The 18,348-nt window shown below is 42.6% G+C and carries 20 protein-coding genes; 5 read left to right on the top strand and 15 right to left on the bottom strand.

Annotated elements, in window-relative coordinates; all coding sequences use genetic code 11:
* Positions 1-14: 14 nt before the first annotated feature.
* From BO48_RS10450 to BO48_RS10425, 6 genes are all read right to left on the bottom strand, one after another.
* The gene (locus tag BO48_RS10450) at positions 15-1,592 is read right to left on the bottom strand and encodes a glutathione ABC transporter substrate-binding protein (protein WP_496367411.1); all 1,578 of its coding nucleotides are present in this window, start codon (positions 1,590-1,592) and stop codon (positions 15-17) included.
* 122 nt (positions 1,593-1,714) lie between these two features.
* Complete coding sequence (locus BO48_RS10445; protein WP_496367410.1) at positions 1,715-2,152, bottom strand: SRPBCC family protein; 438 nt, start codon at positions 2,150-2,152, stop codon at positions 1,715-1,717.
* Positions 2,153-2,159: 7 nt separating this feature from the next.
* Entirely contained in the window at positions 2,160-2,903 is a 744-nt protein-coding gene (locus tag BO48_RS10440; RefSeq protein ID WP_496367409.1) for a hypothetical protein, read from the bottom strand.
* On the bottom strand, positions 2,890-3,798 hold the full coding sequence (locus tag BO48_RS10435) for an ABC transporter ATP-binding protein (protein WP_496367408.1): 909 nt from the start codon (positions 3,796-3,798) through the stop codon (positions 2,890-2,892). The genes BO48_RS10440 and BO48_RS10435 overlap by 14 nt, the downstream gene beginning before the upstream one ends.
* A complete protein-coding gene (locus tag BO48_RS10430; RefSeq protein WP_496367407.1) occupies positions 3,798-4,973 on the bottom strand; it encodes a hypothetical protein in 1,176 nt (391 codons plus the stop codon). The genes BO48_RS10435 and BO48_RS10430 overlap by 1 nt, the downstream gene beginning before the upstream one ends.
* Position 4,974: 1 nt before the next feature.
* Positions 4,975-6,189 carry a hypothetical protein gene (locus BO48_RS10425; RefSeq protein ID WP_496367406.1) on the bottom strand — a complete coding sequence of 405 codons (1,215 nt, stop codon included), beginning with the start codon at positions 6,187-6,189 and terminating at the stop codon, positions 4,975-4,977.
* Between the two features lie 150 nt (positions 6,190-6,339).
* On the opposite strand from BO48_RS10425, the gene BO48_RS10420 reads away from it, so the two are divergent.
* Positions 6,340-6,762, top strand: coding sequence for a GNAT family N-acetyltransferase (locus BO48_RS10420; protein ID WP_496367405.1), 423 nt, complete (start codon positions 6,340-6,342; stop codon positions 6,760-6,762).
* A 182-nt stretch (positions 6,763-6,944) separates the two neighbouring features.
* On the opposite strand, the gene BO48_RS10415 is transcribed toward BO48_RS10420, so the two are convergent.
* Complete coding sequence (locus BO48_RS10415) at positions 6,945-7,817, bottom strand: LysR family transcriptional regulator (protein WP_496367404.1); 873 nt, start codon at positions 7,815-7,817, stop codon at positions 6,945-6,947.
* Positions 7,818-7,951: 134 nt separating this feature from the next.
* On the opposite strand from BO48_RS10415, the gene BO48_RS10410 reads away from it, so the two are divergent.
* Positions 7,952-8,656, top strand: coding sequence for a YczE/YyaS/YitT family protein (locus tag BO48_RS10410; RefSeq protein WP_496367403.1), 705 nt, complete (start codon positions 7,952-7,954; stop codon positions 8,654-8,656).
* A 42-nt stretch (positions 8,657-8,698) separates the two neighbouring features.
* Here BO48_RS10410 and BO48_RS10405 read toward each other — a convergent pair whose 3' ends face one another.
* From BO48_RS10405 to BO48_RS10390, 4 genes are all read right to left on the bottom strand, one after another.
* Positions 8,699-9,595, bottom strand: a complete 897-nt coding sequence (locus BO48_RS10405; RefSeq protein ID WP_496367402.1) for a YitT family protein — start codon at positions 9,593-9,595, stop codon at positions 8,699-8,701.
* 93 nt (positions 9,596-9,688) lie between these two features.
* Positions 9,689-10,570 (bottom strand): diacylglycerol/lipid kinase family protein, encoded by an 882-nt coding sequence (locus tag BO48_RS10400; RefSeq protein WP_496367401.1) that lies wholly within the window; start codon positions 10,568-10,570, stop codon positions 9,689-9,691.
* A gap of 259 nt (positions 10,571-10,829) precedes the next feature.
* Positions 10,830-12,329, bottom strand: coding sequence for a pyruvate kinase (locus tag BO48_RS10395; RefSeq protein ID WP_496367400.1), 1,500 nt, complete (start codon positions 12,327-12,329; stop codon positions 10,830-10,832).
* 55 nt (positions 12,330-12,384) lie between these two features.
* Entirely contained in the window at positions 12,385-12,795 is a 411-nt protein-coding gene (locus tag BO48_RS10390) for a hypothetical protein (protein ID WP_496367399.1), read from the bottom strand.
* A 136-nt stretch (positions 12,796-12,931) separates the two neighbouring features.
* Here BO48_RS10390 and BO48_RS10385 point away from each other — a divergent pair, with 136 nt between their 5' ends.
* The gene (locus BO48_RS10385; protein WP_496367398.1) at positions 12,932-13,327 is read left to right on the top strand and encodes a VOC family protein; all 396 of its coding nucleotides are present in this window, start codon (positions 12,932-12,934) and stop codon (positions 13,325-13,327) included.
* A gap of 46 nt (positions 13,328-13,373) precedes the next feature.
* Here the strand turns inward: BO48_RS10385 and BO48_RS10380 are convergent, their stop codons facing one another.
* The 3 genes from BO48_RS10380 to BO48_RS10370 form a co-directional block, all read right to left on the bottom strand.
* Complete coding sequence (locus BO48_RS10380; protein ID WP_496367397.1) at positions 13,374-13,514, bottom strand: hypothetical protein; 141 nt, start codon at positions 13,512-13,514, stop codon at positions 13,374-13,376.
* 389 nt (positions 13,515-13,903) lie between these two features.
* The gene (locus BO48_RS10375; RefSeq protein WP_496367396.1) at positions 13,904-14,692 is read right to left on the bottom strand and encodes a class I SAM-dependent methyltransferase; all 789 of its coding nucleotides are present in this window, start codon (positions 14,690-14,692) and stop codon (positions 13,904-13,906) included.
* A 74-nt stretch (positions 14,693-14,766) separates the two neighbouring features.
* Positions 14,767-15,231 carry a DinB family protein gene (locus BO48_RS10370; protein ID WP_496367395.1) on the bottom strand — a complete coding sequence of 155 codons (465 nt, stop codon included), beginning with the start codon at positions 15,229-15,231 and terminating at the stop codon, positions 14,767-14,769.
* An 83-nt stretch (positions 15,232-15,314) separates the two neighbouring features.
* On the opposite strand from BO48_RS10370, the gene BO48_RS10365 reads away from it, so the two are divergent.
* Positions 15,315-15,485: a hypothetical protein gene (locus tag BO48_RS10365; protein ID WP_496367394.1), complete on the top strand. Its 171-nt coding sequence runs from the start codon at positions 15,315-15,317 to the stop codon at positions 15,483-15,485.
* Between the two features lie 73 nt (positions 15,486-15,558).
* On the top strand, positions 15,559-17,037 hold the full coding sequence (locus BO48_RS10360; protein ID WP_496367393.1) for an MDR family MFS transporter: 1,479 nt from the start codon (positions 15,559-15,561) through the stop codon (positions 17,035-17,037).
* 24 nt (positions 17,038-17,061) lie between these two features.
* Here the strand turns inward: BO48_RS10360 and pepT are convergent, their stop codons facing one another.
* Entirely contained in the window at positions 17,062-18,285 is a 1,224-nt protein-coding gene (gene pepT, locus BO48_RS10355; RefSeq protein WP_496367392.1) for a peptidase T, read from the bottom strand.
* Positions 18,286-18,348 lie beyond the last annotated feature (63 nt).

Raw genomic sequence — 18,348 nt, 5'->3', positions numbered from 1 at the left:
GTTTTGGGTATTTTTTATTCTCTCGTCAAATCTTTTAAATAAGGGAAGCTGCTCGGATACTGATAATAGCCGGATAAATCTTCCTGCAGTCCCGCAAGGAGCACGGAATGATAAATCGGCACAAGCGGTGCTTCGTCCACTATGATCTGCTGGGCATCTTCATACAGCTGCATTCTCATCTCTTCATCCGTTTCCGTTCTCGCATCATCCAGCAGTGTGTCCACCTCTTCGTTGACATAGCGGGTTCTGTTGCCCGGTGCACCGATATTATCCGAGTGGAACATCGGGTACAGGCCATAGTCTGCATCCAGTGTCACAGTTCCCCAAGCACCCATGAATATATCGTGGTTGCCGTCGGCTGTATATTCCTGATACGCACCGGACTCCATCTGATTGATTTCAATATCGATGTTCAATGCTTCAAGCTCCCCCTGGATAAACGTCGCGATATCTGCAGTCGTTCTGTCTCTGACAAGAATTTCAGCAGTAAAGCCGTCGCCGTATCCCGCTTCTTCGATCAATTCTTTCGCACCTTCGACATCATACTCGACCGGCTCGATATTTTCACTGTAGCCGTTCACTGTCGGGTTCAGCGGTGTCGTCGCCACTTCAGGTATCCCTTCAAGCATTTCATTGATGATGTCTTCTTTGTTGATCGCCATCGCAATCGCACGTCTGACATCCGCATTATCAAACGGCTCGACTTCAGTGTTGAAGCCCATATAAGTCATATTTGCACTTTGGTTCTGTTCAACATAAGTGCCGTCCGTACTGTCAATCTGTTCGACGTCACTCGGATTCACCGGGTAGATCAGATCTGCATCTGCCGTTGATAATTCAGCGATTCTTGTCGCATCTTCCGGTACCGCTTTGAACGTCACTTCTGATGGGCTTGCCGCCTCTCCCCAGTAGTCATCATTTCTGACGAGTGTGACGTGATCCCCTTCAACAACTTCTTCAAATTCGAAAAAACCTGTACCTACAGGATTTTTGTGCACTTCTGTCAGCGGGTCGCCGCCCTCTTCCATCTGCGCATAATCCGCGTCGATGACTTCTTTACTGATCATATGTCCGCCGGGATGCGCCAGGTGCGCCGGCAGTGCCGCAAACGGTTCATCCGTATGTATTTGAACGGTGTAGTCATCGATGATTTCCACTTCCGAAATCTCTGTAAATAAAAATTCCAAAGGCGCACCGACTGCCTCATCCCGGACACGGTCCAGATTGGCCTTGACCACTTCAGCGTTGAATTCGCTGCCGTCATGGAACGTGACACCTTCACGCAGAACAAATTCCCAAGTCGTATCATCGACCTGTTCATAAGACTCGGCAAGACCCGGTTCCAGCTCAAGGTCCTGATTCAGCTTTACAAGTGTTTCATAAATGTTCGTCATGACATATAAGGAATAGCCGTCATTCGCTGCATGCGGGTCGAGTGAGCTCGGCAATGCCTGCAGACTGAAAGTGATCTCCTCGTCAGTCGTTTCTTCGATTGCCGTATCTTCTTCAGCCGATTCTTCAACATCGCTGTCATCTGCACAGGCTGAGAGCAGCAGCAACATCCCAAATAACAAAATATGTAATCTTTTCATAATTATCATCCCTTTCGATTAACATTATACATAGTAATATACTAGGAATAAAGATAAAATTTTTCTATTGTCGTTAAAATAAAAAAACAAGCCAGTAAAAAGACTTGTTTTCATGCAATCATTTATTTTTCTATATGACCGATAAATTTGTTCAGCTCGCGGTTCATAACGATATTTACGACCGGCTTCATCGTTGTGACAAGCACTTTTGCACCCATCTTGCCGTTGCGGAGTTCCGAGCGGACTGAAATATCCACGCCGCCGTTATTCGGAACGACAGTGAAGTGTGTCAGCACGTCCCCCTGCTTCAACCTTGAACGGACCGTGATCTTTCTGTCTGCCTGATATTCAATGATTTCACTGCGGAAACGATACGTTTTCCCTTTAACATTCAAAGTCGTCCGGAATTTTGTACCTTCATTTCTTTTTTCAGTTGTATTATATTCAATATTATCCACTATGCTGAAAATCTCCTGCAGTTTTACATCATCGTTGACGAATTCAAACACTCTTTCAGGTGTTGCCTCAACATTTTCTTTCTGATAATTATAAAATTCCATTACCGATTCACTCTTTCCTGATTGTTATTGGATACTCTGTAATAATCATATCACCTTCATTCAAAGTGACAAGCAATTCTTCAGTATCCATGCCCTCTTCTTCAAGCAGCGGCTCATTAGCGATATAAGAATATGTCGACAAATAATTGACGTAAACGTCTTTTTCACCGTCAGCACGCTGCACTGGCAGTTCATCGGTGACAAGCGAATATTCCCCCGCCTCCAGATGTCTGCCGATTTCATGAACACCGGAAGGGATAATGATATTTCCATTTTCTATTTCACTCAGTATGATGTCCTCAACCGGTGTGAGCTCGATTTCTCCGTCCCTCACTTTATAGTCGAGCTGCATACCGTCCGTCAAATCCAAAACCATCTGATCTGAAAAATAACCCAAAGTGACTTCCACGAGACGTGTCCCTTCCGAGTCGTATGTGACGAGTGCTCCGGCACTGGTGTCACCCCCGCCGATTTGATACCTGCCTTCTTCGATATCTTCCCCGATGTCATAACTGCCGGCGGAAATCGTTACCGCTTCTCCGGTGCTTTCAGCGGTTCTTTCTACGGTCGTATTCAGAAAATGAAACCGGTTCTCCATTCCTGCGTTCAGAAGTTTATTCTCATTTTTATAAAGCTCAGCCGCTTCTTCATTGACTTCCATAGTTTCACCGTCGTATTTCTCAGTCATGATGCCCGAAAACCCGCACCCTGCGAGAAACAAAGTCATAAGCAGTACACTAATCTGTTTCATAGGACTGCTCCCCTTTATAAATCCGCAGGTAATGCTCATTCGTACCGAGCGGCCTGAGACTGACCGACCGGCTGCTCATGTCACGGAGCGTATTGATGACGGCATTGACAGCCTCTCTCGCGAGTTCTGCAGTCGGTATACAGATACGGTCATTGTTCAGGTAGATTGTCCCTTCGGGAAGAGCCCCCAGTTTCTCAAGCTTTTCTTTGTGAATAAACCCCTTGATATATTCATCGGTTTCCTTCTCACGGTTGTAAGTATAATAGACATCTTTCTGATTTAAAAAGAAAATCTCATCCGCATATTCATCAAGGTTGTCCAGCAGGTGGCTCGCAACGATGATAATCTTGCCGTCTTCCTTGATCTCCCTTAAGACGTTGCTCACGAGTTCGACGTTCACCGGATCCAGCCCGTTCATGATTTCATCCATGAACATCACTTTCGTGTTCGCTGCAATCATCATCGCAAAACACAGTCTCTGCCTCATACCGAGAGAATAAGTCTTCACTTTATTTTTGACGTAACTCTCCATGTTCAGTCTCCTGATGATATCATCAATGTTCTTCTTATCTTTATTCCAAATATCACGGTACATCTGAATATGCTCATAGCCGTTGAAATCTTCATAAAGTTCAGCCTGGTCCGGGAAAAACGTTACAATTTTATGCAGTGCCTTAATATCTTGCGAAGTGTTTTTATACTCCCTGCCGTCTATCGTAATACTGCCCTCATGGATCGGGATGAAACGGATGATTGCGTTGAACAACGTCGTCTTTCCGGTCCTGTTCGGCGCAACCAGACCGATGATCGACCCGTCTTCGATATTAAAGTTCACCTCGTTTAAAACTGTATGGTCGCCATACTTGATCGTTAAATTTCTGACATCGAGTGCCATCAGTTTTTCCTCCTTTCAAGCTTGCCTGTACGTGTCGGTATCAATTTGAATATGAAATGAAAGATGATTTCCAAAATGATATATAAGATGATGAAGTTTATCATGATTCTCGGCACACTGATGTTTTCCGAAATAGCATATTCTCCGCTGATAAGCGGCTGAATCTGCAGATACGTCAGCGGATTCCACTCCGCCATCGCCGGAAACTGAAGCAATATGACCGGTACATAAAATACTACAATGACCAGAGTGATCGTCAGATAAATATTCCTGAATACGAAACTCAGCCCCGTGGACAGTTTGACGATGATATAACTCAATATCATCGACAGCCCGATGACAAGCAGCGAATATTCCAATATGCTGATGTACTCCGCATTGTCACCGCCAAGAATCGACACAGGATAACGGATCGTTCCTGAATCCGTGGACAGTGTATTGAGCCAGTAGGAAATAAAGACCCCTGCCATGACCGCAAGCCATATGAGAACCCAGGAAATGAGTGTTCTTATCCGCCACTGGGCGGCCCAGGAGAGCGGTATCCCCTGAGTGATACTCCAGTTATATTCCTGGTCTCTTGAAAACCGGTCGGCGCCGAGTATTGCTGCAATGATAAATATCACGACACCGGAAATCAGATTCACCAGATTAAACAATACAAGTGACGGCGACATCGGATTCCAGTCGATTTCCACATTTTCTTCCTGCAGATAATTTAAAAACCTCAAATCCTCTTCAAGCGCTTCTTCAGGCGGGATGAAAGTGAGCAGCAGTTCCTGCGATTCAAAGTCATCCGCTTCATAAAACGACAGCTGGTTCTCAGTCATGATAATGCCCTGCTCGACATAGTCGGCGACAATATCTTCCAACCCTTCGACTGTATTGCCTTCTTTCTGATTCAATATATAACGCTGGTTGCCGAGAATCTCCTGCTGCTCGGCAAGCTTATCGTAAATTTCCTGTCCTGTTTCCGTTTCGAAATCTTCATCCGGTATGACATTGAAAATCCCGACCGTCTGCTCATACTGGTCCCTTGTCTCTTCGAGCGGCAGCTCAATCGAACGATTTTGATATAGCATAGAAAAACTCGCTATAAATAGAAACAATGCAATTAAAATGATGCGGACTTTCCAGTCACGCAGTATTTTCAATAAATCCCATTTGAACATACGCATATCAGCCCACCGCCCTTTCAAATTTCTGACGGTCCATCCAGAAGACAATCACGTATAAAATGGTTTCTATGACGACAATCGTCACTGCCAGTACGATCAATCCATTCATGAAAGTAAACTGATCCGACATCGTCAAGTAGTTTTGAACGCCGTTCAAAACCGTTCCAAATTCAAAATAGTTCTGCGGAAATATATGTGCAGGCAGTCCCAGTACAGTTTCTTCACTGCCGCCTGAATATATCCTGTTGAACGCCACCAGTAAAAATCCGATGATCATAACAATGATGTCATGCCTGAACACGAGTGAAAGCACTGCGTTGATACGGACGAATAAATAGATTAAGACGACTGTCAGCACACATGACTGGATTAAAAATGTGCTTAAAGGAATATTAAAGAAGTTCGTTTCCTCTCCCCGGTATCCATCTTGGTACATATACTGAGTGACATCCAATGACAGCGGTCCGAAACCATACAGCAGCCCTGTCACCAATATGAATAATGTAATTAAAGCAGCCGTCGCCGCTGTCATAATCGTGAATACCGTGACCGACTGATAAAATATGTATTTTCTGAAACCCACCGGCTGCCCGGCCTTTATTGTCCTGTGCTTTCTGTCGTCGGTCAAAATTTCACTCGCTACAAAAACAGTCAGAAATAAAATAATCAACGGTCCGAAACCGGTAAAAAACGAATGCAGCTGCTGGAACGCACTTTTATTGTTATAAATATGACTGGTCACATCATCCAGTTCGCCCAGTGCATCCATCTGCTGAAAAATCGCCACCCGTTCAAATTCCTTCATCTGAAAATCACCGGTATATTTTTCATCCAGATATTCATTGATATCTTCCATCTGATACGATGGCATCTGTGATGTCTGCAGCTCCACCAGCCGGTTGATGTCCCCTTCATTGATCGTTTTCAAAAAAGAATAATTCAATTCATAATTCCGTTTGGCCAAAGAGTATGTATCCACACCTGTAAAAGAATTGATTGCGATATCCCCCGCGTCCAGCCGTGACTCCTTTTGGCCATATTCAGCATAAGTCTCAAGCTCAATCTGATCCTTGTAGACGGTCAGGATATTTTCATTATTGGAAACTGCCAACAATGCATAAAGTACAATGCCGATTACAGACAATATAAGCATCAGCCTGTTCTTTTTATTGCGAACAATCTTTTTCACAGTCTCCTTGAATATTGCTAAAAACATCAGCATCCCCCAAGTAAATATAAATTTTCAATTTTCAATCATAATTACACATATCACATCAATTATAGAAAACGTTTTCCAAAAAGACAATTATTTCTTTCAATTTTCGAAGTATTCAATTAAGATAGTGTTAACAGAGGGGTGATTGCGATGGTTCAGTTATCGACAGATAAATATATTTCCAAAGCGTCTTTAATAGAATTTTTCGAGCCAAAACAAATTAAAAAGTATGAAGACCGGTATGATGAATTACATTATGCCATTAAACATTCAGATTATGTCGTCACAGCATGGGAAGACGGCAGACTGATCGGCCTCCTCCGCTCCTCAGGCGATCATACTTTCACTCAATATGTCAATAATTTTTTAATCCATGATGATTATGTTTCCAGAGGCATCGCCTCCAAAGTGCTGGATCTATATTTGCAGGAAACGGCAGATGTCGATGATATTTACATCATATCCGGCAGAAAAGTGACCCAGTCCTTCACAATCAACTGGTTTCATCATAAAGGTTTTGAACAGATCACCTCCATGGAGGATTTCCACGTATTTCGAAGAAGTAACAAATAAAACCTGCTCATTTATCACCGATTCAATCGATGATAAATGAGCAGGTTTTTTGGATAGACCATGTCTATATGGTTTTGCATCCCAGAAACGATGCAGCTGTTCAAGTGACAGAGGAAACGAAATCCAGATGAACTGCAAAATACCATCAGCACAACCTTATTTAATCCCTTCGTCAAATCCGCCTATTTGACGATTTCCCAAAATTGCGATGCCGCTTTTGAGATGGGTGCATCCTTCATTTTCATCATGACAGGCTCCACACTGAAATCGAACTGCTCCAGTTCGTAGATTGTCAAATGTTCATACAATGAAGACTTGTAATGCATACGCGGCATGATGGACACCCCGAGCCCCCGATTGACCAGGGAAACGACCATCGGGATGTCTTTACATTCAACAACAGTATTCGGTTTTACTTCATATGCTTCAAAAGCCTTCAATAGACTGCCGTGAAATGAATGGCCTTCCATTGCCCCGAGCATGATAAACGGAAGCTCGGAAATTTCCTTCAATGTTGGCTGTGCAGACAGCGAAGCGGCCCACTGGTCAGGAACGATGAGGACCGCATGTTCCTTTTTCAAATTTTTCATTTCGTATTGTTCTGTCTTATTCGGTTTTAACAGTAAAGCAATATCAATTTCCTTGTTCTCCAGTTTTTTCAGCAACCCTTCAGAATCACCGGTAATGATATTGATTTTAATTTCGGAATATTGTGCCCTGAAAAGTACAATATAATCCATCAGCATATTGGAGCACGCAGTGGAAATACCTATATGTATCGTCCCTCCGACACCTTCCTCAATTTCATGAATCCGATTTTTCACTTCTTCCATCTGGCTGATCATCTGTTCTGCGTATCGATATAATAAATTGCCCGATTCGGTAACTTTCCATTCCTGTCTGTATCTGTGGATTAAAGTCGTATTCAATTCCGTCTCCAGTTTTTTTAATAACTGACTCAGCGGCGGTTGCCCAATGTGCAATACTTCAGCCGCCTTTGAAATATTTCCCTGATCAACGATTTCTTTATAATAGTATAACTGCCGGATATCCATTTTATACCCCTCCATCATATGTATTAGTATATGATTATCATTAAAAACATATATTATTAATATAACAGTTACTATGATAAAATTACATCTATGAGTTTTTAATCCGAAGGAGAATAGCTATCGATCACATTAAAATGACTATAAAACGTCTTTCTTTATATTTAATTGGTTTATTCGTACTGTCACTAGGTGTCAGTTTTTCAATAGAAGCAAACCTCGGTGTCTCACCTGTTTCCTCATTGGCCTATGCATTTACATTATCGTTCGGCATATCCATCGGGATGACGACAATAATCGCCAATATACTATTCATTATCATTCAGATTGTTTTAAGCAGAAAATTCAATTTAAGAGAAGCAGCCGTACAATTATTGATTACATTCTTTTTCGGTTTCTTTATGGATTTGACTTTGTTCCTCGTACAGCTCTTGCCTGCCCCTGAAACAATGGTGATGCGATGGATGTTTTTACTCATCAGCCTTTTTGTCATTTCCCTCGGCCTGCTTGGATACTTCAATGCGAAATTCCCTTTGATGCCATATGATGAATTAACCCATGTCATCAGTGAAACGTTCAACATGCAGTTCAGTAACGCAAAAATCACCAGTGATATGCTGAATATCATCATCGCAGGAATAATCAGCATCATTTTCGTCCAATCATTGGGCTCCATCGGTATCGGTACATTGGCCGCGGCATATTTCGTCGGTAAAATCGTCGGATGGCTGATGAAGCATTATCAGAAATACTTGATCGAATGGATCAACAAAGATCAGGAGGAAATTGCTAAAAAAGACATGCTCGAACAAAAATTATTTGAAGAAGATAATAATAATTAAATCGGGAACAAAAAAGACAGGCAGCGCCTGTCTTTTTCCATTTTATATAAAGTAATTTCCGAGTACACTGTTCACATCGTGGACGACGACAAAGGCATTTTCATCGTATTTCTTGATCAGCCGCTTCAACCGTGTCAGCTGAGATTTATTGATGACGACATATAAAATATCTTTATCCCGTTTGGAATAAAACCCTCTGCCGTCCATGATCGTCACGCCGCGCCTGATTTCCGTATTGACCATCTTACCCAGCACTTCCGGTTTCTCCGAAATGATGGTGATCGCCTTTTTTGGATTCATACCTTCTATAATAAAGTCCATCACCTTGGTCGCCACATACAGCGCGATGATTGTAAGCAGACCCTGCTCCAATGTCAGCACCGTCAGCACACCGATGGTCACGACGATGACGTCGAAGAATAACAGTGCATACGAGACGTTGACATCGAGAAATTTATTCGCCATGCGGGCTAAAATTGTTGTCCCTGCAGTTGTCGCACCGATACGGATGATCAGCCCGATTCCGAGCCCGATGAACAGACCTCCGAATACGGTGTTAACAAGAATCTCACCCGACTGGACCTGCCAGTCTTCCGTTATCCATAACATCAGCGAAGTCATCGGAATTGTAAGTATCGTATAGTACATCGCACGTTTGCCTAAAAATTTAAAACCGACAATCAGTATGAAGAAGTTGAGCACAAGGTTACTCGCTGCTGTCGAGATTCCGAATGCATAGTAGAGGATGATGGATATACCGATGAAGCCACCCTCACCAAGGTTGCCGGCAATCATGAATGAGTTGACCCCTATTGCAAATAAAAATGATCCGACAATAATGGTCACAAAGTTAATTAAAGTCTGCATCGTTATCTTTGGATTCCAAGATAACTTTCTTTTTTCAAAGTTGGTTTTCTTGAGTTTTTTTCTGATCTTCATCGCTATGCCTCCTCATAATTATTAATCACCGGTATAGCATATAGCCTTTAGTATAATATTTCAACACGGTGAGTATATGTTTAATTATTCTTACTACTTGCTCTGGTCCAATAAAGTGAGTCTCCCTTTCATGACCGTCAGTTCCGCATCAGTATAATCATGAAGATCGCCGTCTATATTCATATCGTTTAAACCGATCGCAGTCACTTCCGCCTTCTCGGATGTTAAATACCTCACTTTGGGATGCCCCGTAATTTTACCGGTCACAGCCAGAAATATGATATGGCCCGCTTCAATAATATTGACAGGCTCTATATTAAGAATATGCAGCAGACCGTCATCCGGCTCTGCATGCTCTATCAGCCGGGTCACACTGCCGACAGATGCCATCGTCGTCACGATTGTCAGGTGGGCATCAGTTTCAAATGCCTCATTATCCGTTTTGATTTTCACTTTATATTTCTTCAATTGAAGCAGCATATTCATGCCTGCAAAGAGGTAGGACAGCCGTCCAATCTTACTTTTTGTACCCGAACCGACCTTTGCGAATGCCGTCATAAAAGAACCGAGTGCGAACAAGTAACCCGCATATGTATCATTCAACTTAATCGTATCCGAAGAAATTTTATTATCAGCATTCAGCCGGTTGATCGCCTTCGAAGCATCCAGAGGAATTTTATGCACACGCGCAAAATCATTGACGGTCCCCGTTGGAATGATCCCCAGCGGAATTTGAAGATTTTCCAGACCAAGACCTTTGATCACTTCGCCGATCGTCCCGTCACCGCCGACTGTTACTATAAGATCTTTACCATGCGCATACTGCCTGGTGAGCCCCTCAGCTCCGCTTTCCGGTGTATGCTTGATCATCACTTCATAATTTTGTCCATTCAACTGATGTATCAACTCTTCCTCAAGAGAACCATTCCGCCGCTGCCCTGCCTTTTTATTGATGATCGCCAAAGCTTTTTTCATAAAATCACTCCTTTATACTTTGGAAAATAAAGATCTCCGATACGTTTGTGAGCCGCATTGATATCCTGGTAAGCGGTCATTATTAAATGACTTGCTTGTTTTCCCTGACGTTTTCGATCATACGGCAGATTTCCAGTGGCTTACTCGTTTTCACACCACAAATTCCGGGCACATCACAAATCGACACCGATTTGCTCGCCGCGACTCCATGACCACACTCCAAAAAAGACACAGTCCTGTCCGGGACTGTGTCTGAATACTATTGAAACTGCTGTTCTGCAATATTCAGCGCCCGCAGCATGGAAGTCTTCTTATGGTGATGATTTTCAAATTTCTTTAAAATGTCATCGACAGCGTTGACGCCGCTCACAATATAGTCGCCCTTATTCAGCATGATGCATTCTGCTCTTGAACCTGCAACCACATCCGAAATTTCAGAGCGGGTCGGTATACCACTTTTAACAAGTGACTCAAGCACCTGTGTCGCCCAAATGACCGGCACGTGTGCCGCTTCGCATATCCACAGCAGTTCTTCCTGAATTTCACTCAATCTTTCATAACCGATTTCGACAGCCAGATCACCGCGTGCGACCATGATACCGAACGGTCTTCTCGCACTGCCGCTCGCTATAATACTTGGGATATTATCAATCGCTTCGGCCGTCTCAATTTTTGCAACAACAGGCAGACCCGCTTTCTCTTCAGTCAATTCTTCCCCGAGCGCATCCTCTATCGTTTTAATATCGTCTGCCGATTTGATGAATGAAAAGGCAATCACATCTGCATGTGCAGCTGAGAATTTTAAATCTTTGTAATCTTTTTCCGTCAGCACAGACAATTTGATATCGAGATCAGGGAAATTGATGCCCTTCTCGGTCTTCACTTTGACACCATTCTCTTTGACGGTCTTCACTGTTTCACAAATCAAACCGCCGTCTCTGACTCCAATGACTTCCGCTTCAATATGTCCGTCGTCCAGCTTCACAAGCTGACCTTTATCCACATTGGAAAGTACTTCAGGCACTGTCGTATTAATGGCAATTTCTATACCGTTCGACAATGTCATCGCTTCTTGATTCGACAAGAGGAATTTATCTCCGACGAGCAGTTTAGGGTTTCGTCTGGATGTGAGCAAATTCTTTATACGGATTTTCGGACCACTGATATCCATCAGTATTTGACAGTCACGTCCACTCTTATCCGACGCCTCTTTTATATTATCAATCATTTTCTCCCATACACTCTCATCATCGTGTGCACAATTGATGCGGGCCATATCCATGCCAGCTTCCATCAGATTCCCGACCATCTCTTTGTCCGTCGCCGCTTCCGAGGGCATCGTCACCAATATATGTGTATTGCGGTCGTCACTGCCTGAACCGAATATTTCATCCGTATGTTTATTGAGCAGGTTATAACGGTTTTCAAATGTTCTCATTGAACGGTAATCAATCGTTTCATCTTCAAGCTCGCTTCCGGCAACAAGACTCAATGTTTTACTTACAGCATTCAAAGTGCCCATCACATCCACTTCCAGACGTCCGAGTGATGATACGCCCCACGGAATCAGCTCCTCCTGCAGGTGTCTCATGTCCTTTTGTCTGAAAGCCATGTAGTTTGCCAAGTTCTTCGCACTGTTCTGATAGGGTTCACGAATATTATATTTAAGCCAGGAATTATAGAGCTTTTCTCCATCTGAAAAAACATCCGCCCTGACCTGTAATATTTCGTTTAACATTTTCATTGCCCTGTCCTGCATAATCTAGCCTCCTGTTTAAAATTTCAAAAATACCTGCTCAAATTTGAGCAGGTAATCAATAGCCGATTTTATACATATAGTAGATTAACTGAAAATAACCGATGTGAAATATCGTCCATAAAGTCAGCCCGATCCTGTTATCGAATATTGTGACACTGTGTCCGATTGCCTGCAGTATAAAATACAATGCCACCGTAATCAGAAAAGTGACTACCGTAATTAATATATACCACGATCGTTTATAGACAAAGGCCGCTTTTAAAAATATCGCGATGACAATCGAGACGATCAGATGCAGCCCGATTTCAGTCAATATATTCAATGGCCCTGAATAGATGAAATCCACATTCAATAGTAAATCCATCAGGGGGATGCCTGACTGAATCTGGATATATGCAAACATCAGTAAAAGCAGCAATCCTGTTATCATACCTGTAATGACACCTGAAATTATAATTTTGTTCATTTTCATGTCCCAATTCTTTACAATTTATGACGTAAAAACTTCAACGATTTTACATAAACTTCATTTGTAGTATACCATATATACATGCAGTATATGTCACTGTAACACGGTGAAATAACCAGATTGGAATGATAGCATGAAGTCACTTTTACCCTTCCTGACATTTAACGGCAATGCGATGGAAGCACTGAATTTCTATAAGGATGTCTTCTATGATTTAGAAGTGGAATATTTACATGAGTATGGTCCGGAAACACCGGAATTGACCGGAAAAATAATGCAGGCTGTCATATCCATAACCGGACAGCAGATCATGTTGAGCGACAGCAGCCTGCCAAAAGAGTTCAATTTCACTCCGAGCATGTCTTTATATGTAGAGTGCAGGGATTTGAATGAGATCGAGCTGTACTATAGAAAATTAAAAAGAAATGCCGCAATACTCGTACCGCTTGATGAATACGGCCCCGGCCGTCAGTTTGCCCATATCCAGGACCAGTTCGGATTATCCTGGCAGCTCAATTTCAGCAAATAAAAAACCGCCCCTCTTCTTTTTCAGGGGCGGTTTCTTCATTTAATCATTACAGGTTGATGATGCTTACCAGTCTGCTTGCGAAAGACTTTTTAGCCTTCTTCTTATTGTCCAGCTTTGCATTGTTCATAGCGATTGTCTTGTACTCTTTAATTTTTAAATCTGCTGAATAACGATCTGATGCGAACATTTAACCAACACTCCTCATTTTGAAATTTATTTCATCCATAGATATCTTAACGACTTATCTTCACTTATTATAATAACAGTAATACCGATGCTTTTCAAGATTTATGTGATTTATTTCCTATAGTAATTCTATTTATAATTTTTAGATAATTCAATATTACAATGAAATTAAGATATATAAATTTCATCCGATATCCGTTATATTAAATGTATTGCTTAAATATGGATATATATGCATGTTGTTATCGTTTTCATGTATTATTTTCTTGTTTTACTCATCCTGCTCTGTATTCATCTTATAATTTATATTAAAATAAGTAGACAATTAAAACCGTTTCCATGTCTTTATTTCACAAAAAAAAGAGGCATGATCTGCCCCTTACACAATCTCTAATTTTTATTTTTTAAAATGACGATACTCAGTTCATGCCGCACTTTGCATTTTTCGTCCTTATAGTGTTCCTTCAGATGACGATTGATTTTTTTCAGTGTTTTCCGCCGGTGCTTCTCTTTAAATTCCACAAGACTGCGGTATGTACCGAGTCTCTGAACCCATTCTTTCCGATCAAATTCAATTTTGTAATTCTTCTTGTACAAATCCCGGATGTCAAAATTATAATCCTGCCATTCCTTTATCCAGCCGACAGGGAAATTGTTGATCAGATGACCTTTTCTATCTTTATGTAACCGGGTCTCCACTTTATACTTTTTTCTGTTATGCTTTATAATTTTCATCGTATCTTTGACCGCGCCGGCTTTTCTTTCGATATTGATATCTGCGATGATCAGGTGACCATCCGGTTTCAATATTCTCACCGCTTCTTCAATCGCCTCTGACCGATTAAACCAGTGCCATGCATTAAGCACAAACACAATATCGTATGTTTGGGAAGGCAGGCCGGAATCTTCGGCATATCTTAAATTGAAATTCACTTTATTATTATCTTTAAATCTCTCTTTGCCGTGATTGATAAATGCCTCGACCGGCTCGACTGCATCGACGATGCCGCCTTCTGCACTCAAGAGATCACTTAAAAATCCCGGACCGGCGCCGAAGTCGGCGATTTTAGCACCTTCAAAATCAATCCCTCTGATTTTCAGGCTTGAAAGAAGCGCATCCGGGATACGTTCACGATTGTTAATATATTCCGCCGCAACACCATCATATATTGCACTCATACTTTTCACCTCTACATTATAATAGCACCATTAATATTGTTATCATAATGTAAGTGTTTCATTAAATTTGTAAATTAATACTGATTTTCAAGCAGACGCTTCATTTCCTGTATTTTTCCGGCATGAAGGCTTTCATGTAATATAATAAAGCCCGCCAGCTCATAGCTTGTTTTCATGCCCATGAATGGCTCAGGCAGTGTTTCTTTCAGACTCTCTTCAGTCAGTCCGCCGTATTCTTTCTGCTGCTGGTCAAGGAGTGTTTTGATTTCATCCGTTGACGGTGTTTCATCATCGAAGTCATCCGGACTTGTGCCTGTGCCGAAATACTTTTTGAAACGCTGTTCAACATCATCATTTTTACCCAGTAAACGTACGAGTTCACTCTCCATATTCGCAATGACATGGCCGAACTGCCAGTGAAGGTTATTATTGAAACCTGCAGGTACAATATCCATCAGATCATCATCTGTATCTTCCAGGTGATATTTAATCCATCCTCTGACCGTCTTCAATTGAAATGTAAGTAACTCTTTTTGCATAATAATCCCTCTTTCTTTATTATAAGTAACAGTATTTCTATATATTATACCTTTTTTAAGCATGAAGCGAGGAGGTTGATTTTATGACTAAAACTTTACTGGTTTTAATACTGATGGCCATATTGGTTTTTGTACTCAATTTTGTTTTTGGAATGATCCCGATGATTGCAGGATATAGTCTGCCGCTTTCATTACTCGGCGGAATCACTTTGGGATTTTTCATTTATACATTGATAGACAACAGAATCGGCTAGGTGAAAATGCTTGATTATTTCGGCAATCGGAATATAATTGTAGATATTCTATTTAATTAGGGGATAGGTATCTATGTCATCACAAAATGAACAGAGACCGGATTACAGATTAATAATCATTCTGCTTTCCGGTGCTTTTGTCGCTTTTTTATCCAATACATTTTTAAACGTTGCCCTGCCGTCGATCAAAGATGAGTTCGGTGTCACCACTGCCACCGTGCAGTGGGTGACAACTGCATATATGCTGGTCTCGGGCATTGTCGTCCCGACGACCGCATTTTTAATGCAGAAATTCAGTGCACGGAAATTATTTCTGACTGCCTTACTGCTGTTCCTCGCGGGTACGGCAGTTGCCGGCTTTTCCCCCACCTTTACGATTTTAATTTTAGGACGTATGCTGCAGGCATCCGGATCCGCAATTTTAATGCCGCTGCTCATGAATGTAATGATCACGAGCTTTGCACCGGAGAAACGCGGAACAGCGATGGGTGTATTCAGTCTCGTCATGTTCTTTGCTCCGGCAATCGGTCCGACGCTTTCAGGTTTTGTCGTTCAGACATTATCATGGCACTGGCTCTTTTATATGATGATTCCCGTCTTACTTATTGTGCTTGCGGTCGGATATTTCCAGCTGCCTGAAGTCGGCAACAAATATAATGCCAAGCTCGACATTCCGTCAGTCATACTTTCAACGATCGGTTTCGGGGGTATCCTTTACGGATTCAGTGCCGCCGGAAACAGCGGCTGGGTCTCCTTTGATGTCATGCTGACATTACTTATCGGTATCATTGCCGTCTATATTTACGTCATGCGACAGACGAAAATGCAAAGTCCGATGCTCGATTTCAAAGTGTACACTTTTCCGATGTACAGACTGTCCGCCATCATCATCGGTGTGAATAATATGGCACTTTTCTCAGGTATGATACTGATGCCCATTTTCCTGCAGGAAATTCAGGGCGTTTCACCGCTTGAAACGGGGCTTTTATTGCTGCCGGGCGCACTTATCATGGGTCTGCTCAGTCCTGTATCCGGAAAACTGTTTGATATATTCGGTCCGAGAAGACTTGCGGTCATCGGGCTCGCAATGGCTGCTGCGACGACATTTTTCTTCAGCCGCTTGGAAATCGATACCGGATTCGGATATTTGCTCACCATCTATGCGATACGTGCAGTCGGTCTGACACTCGTCAACACACCGGTCATGACCAACGGCATGAACGATTTGCCGGCGACACTGACGCCGCACGGTTCGTCACTAAACAGTATGCTCCAGCAGGTCAGCGGTGCAGTCGGCACGGCACTGTTGATCACCATCATGCAGAACTGGACGAATTTCAGACTGAGCGGCGTCGCCGACCCGACATCGGCACAGACGAACCAGGCAATGCTCGACGGCATCAACCTGTCATTCTTTATCGCGTCGGTCCTACTGTTCATCTCAATGCTGCTGTCGTTCATGTTAAAACGCGTGACGGCAAAACAGACAATCCAGCCGGGTCTCGCGCGGGGGAGAATCGTCGAACCCGATACACTCAACAACAAAAAGTAGAATCCAAAATGGATTCTACTTTTTTTATTTGCCTGAGACCAGTTCAGCGATTTTAACGATGACCTGTGCGGATTTTTCCATATCATCCGCCGAAGCATATTCAAATTTACCATGGAAGTTCTCTCCGCCTGTAAACAGGTTCGGTGTCGGCAGCCCTTTATATGACAGCTGGGAACCATCCGTTCCGCCCCTCACCGGTTTAATATCCGGCGTAATATTCAGAGACTCCATCGCACGGCTCGCATTTTCCACGATGTGCATCATCGGTTCGATCTTATCTCTCATATTGTAGTACTGATCTTCCATATATAGATCCACACGGTCTGTGCCGTACTTATCCTGCAGCATCTTCACATTCGTTTCCATCAATGTCTTTCTCGCTTCAAAATTTTCATTGTCGAAATCACGGATGATGAACTGTGCCCGTGATTTTTCAACATCGCCGTTTACACTGATCAGGTGAATAAAGCCCTCATATCCGGATGTATGTTCAGGTGTGTCGAGTCCATCGAATTTGCCGATGAATTCTGCAGCCATTCTGCCCGCGTTAACCATTTTACCTTTCGCAGTGCCCGGATGGACGCTGTTACCTGTAAATGTCACTTCAGCACCTGCTGCATTGAAACTCTCATACTGCAGCTCGCCGATTGGTCCGCCGTCGACCGTGTAGGCATATTCCGCGCCGAAAGCTTCCACATCAAACTTATGCGGCCCCCTGCCGATTTCTTCATCAGGAGTAAATGCCACTCGGATTTTACCGTGTCTGATATCTGGATTGTTCTTTAAATGTTCCACTGCTGTAATGATTTCAGCGATACCCGCCTTATTATCCGCACCGAGCAGTGTTGTCCCGTCAGTTGTAATCAGCGTGTGCCCGATGTATCTTTTCAATTCGGGATATTCATCCGGTGACAGGATAATGTTTTCAGAATCATTTAAAACAATGTCCCCGCCTTCATATTCAACGATTTGCGGCTTCACATCCGTTCCCGTGAAATCAGTTGCGGTGTCCACATGGGCCAAAAAGCCGATGACCGGTGCATTTTCTGTATTTGCAGGCAATGATGCAAACAGGTACCCTTCATCGTCAAGTGTGATTTCCTCCAGGCCGATTTCAGCAAGTTCATCTTTTAACTCTTTCAGTAAATCCCACTGTTTAGCAGTAGACGGTGTCGTTTCACTGGATGCATCCGACTGTGTATCAATTTTTGCATACCGTGTGAGTCTTTCAATCAGTTTATCTTTCATTCAACTTTCACTCCAATTATCTTTTCTTTTATTTTATCATAAGCAGTAACACTCTCATTTAAA

It is taken from the genome of Lacicoccus kunmingensis DSM 17847 (genome assembly GCF_059568765.1).
The sequence above is the reverse complement of the archived record's forward strand: the minus strand, read 5'-3'. Positions and strand labels throughout refer to the sequence as shown.

What these genes read in the sequence shown, in the direction of transcription:
- BO48_RS10450 (WP_496367411.1), bottom strand. Translation starts at nt 1,592, where the DNA reads ATGAAAAGATTACATATTTTGTTATTTGGGATGTTGCTGCTGCTCTCA.
- BO48_RS10445 (WP_496367410.1), bottom strand. Translation starts at nt 2,152, where the DNA reads ATGGAATTTTATAATTATCAGAAAGAAAATGTTGAGGCAACACCTGAA.
- BO48_RS10440 (WP_496367409.1), bottom strand. Translation starts at nt 2,903, where the DNA reads ATGAAACAGATTAGTGTACTGCTTATGACTTTGTTTCTCGCAGGGTGC.
- BO48_RS10435 (WP_496367408.1), bottom strand. Translation starts at nt 3,798, where the DNA reads ATGGCACTCGATGTCAGAAATTTAACGATCAAGTATGGCGACCATACA.
- BO48_RS10430 (WP_496367407.1), bottom strand. Translation starts at nt 4,973, where the DNA reads ATGCGTATGTTCAAATGGGATTTATTGAAAATACTGCGTGACTGGAAA.
- BO48_RS10425 (WP_496367406.1), bottom strand. Translation starts at nt 6,189, where the DNA reads ATGTTTTTAGCAATATTCAAGGAGACTGTGAAAAAGATTGTTCGCAAT.
- BO48_RS10420 (WP_496367405.1), top strand. Translation starts at nt 6,340, where the DNA reads ATGGTTCAGTTATCGACAGATAAATATATTTCCAAAGCGTCTTTAATA.
- BO48_RS10415 (WP_496367404.1), bottom strand. Translation starts at nt 7,817, where the DNA reads ATGGATATCCGGCAGTTATACTATTATAAAGAAATCGTTGATCAGGGA.
- BO48_RS10410 (WP_496367403.1), top strand. Translation starts at nt 7,952, where the DNA reads ATGACTATAAAACGTCTTTCTTTATATTTAATTGGTTTATTCGTACTG.
- BO48_RS10405 (WP_496367402.1), bottom strand. Translation starts at nt 9,595, where the DNA reads ATGAAGATCAGAAAAAAACTCAAGAAAACCAACTTTGAAAAAAGAAAG.
- BO48_RS10400 (WP_496367401.1), bottom strand. Translation starts at nt 10,570, where the DNA reads ATGAAAAAAGCTTTGGCGATCATCAATAAAAAGGCAGGGCAGCGGCGG.
- BO48_RS10395 (WP_496367400.1), bottom strand. Translation starts at nt 12,329, where the DNA reads ATGCAGGACAGGGCAATGAAAATGTTAAACGAAATATTACAGGTCAGG.
- BO48_RS10390 (WP_496367399.1), bottom strand. Translation starts at nt 12,795, where the DNA reads ATGAACAAAATTATAATTTCAGGTGTCATTACAGGTATGATAACAGGA.
- BO48_RS10385 (WP_496367398.1), top strand. Translation starts at nt 12,932, where the DNA reads ATGAAGTCACTTTTACCCTTCCTGACATTTAACGGCAATGCGATGGAA.
- BO48_RS10380 (WP_496367397.1), bottom strand. Translation starts at nt 13,514, where the DNA reads ATGTTCGCATCAGATCGTTATTCAGCAGATTTAAAAATTAAAGAGTAC.
- BO48_RS10375 (WP_496367396.1), bottom strand. Translation starts at nt 14,692, where the DNA reads ATGAGTGCAATATATGATGGTGTTGCGGCGGAATATATTAACAATCGT.
- BO48_RS10370 (WP_496367395.1), bottom strand. Translation starts at nt 15,231, where the DNA reads ATGCAAAAAGAGTTACTTACATTTCAATTGAAGACGGTCAGAGGATGG.
- BO48_RS10365 (WP_496367394.1), top strand. Translation starts at nt 15,315, where the DNA reads ATGACTAAAACTTTACTGGTTTTAATACTGATGGCCATATTGGTTTTT.
- BO48_RS10360 (WP_496367393.1), top strand. Translation starts at nt 15,559, where the DNA reads ATGTCATCACAAAATGAACAGAGACCGGATTACAGATTAATAATCATT.
- pepT (WP_496367392.1), bottom strand. Translation starts at nt 18,285, where the DNA reads ATGAAAGATAAACTGATTGAAAGACTCACACGGTATGCAAAAATTGAT.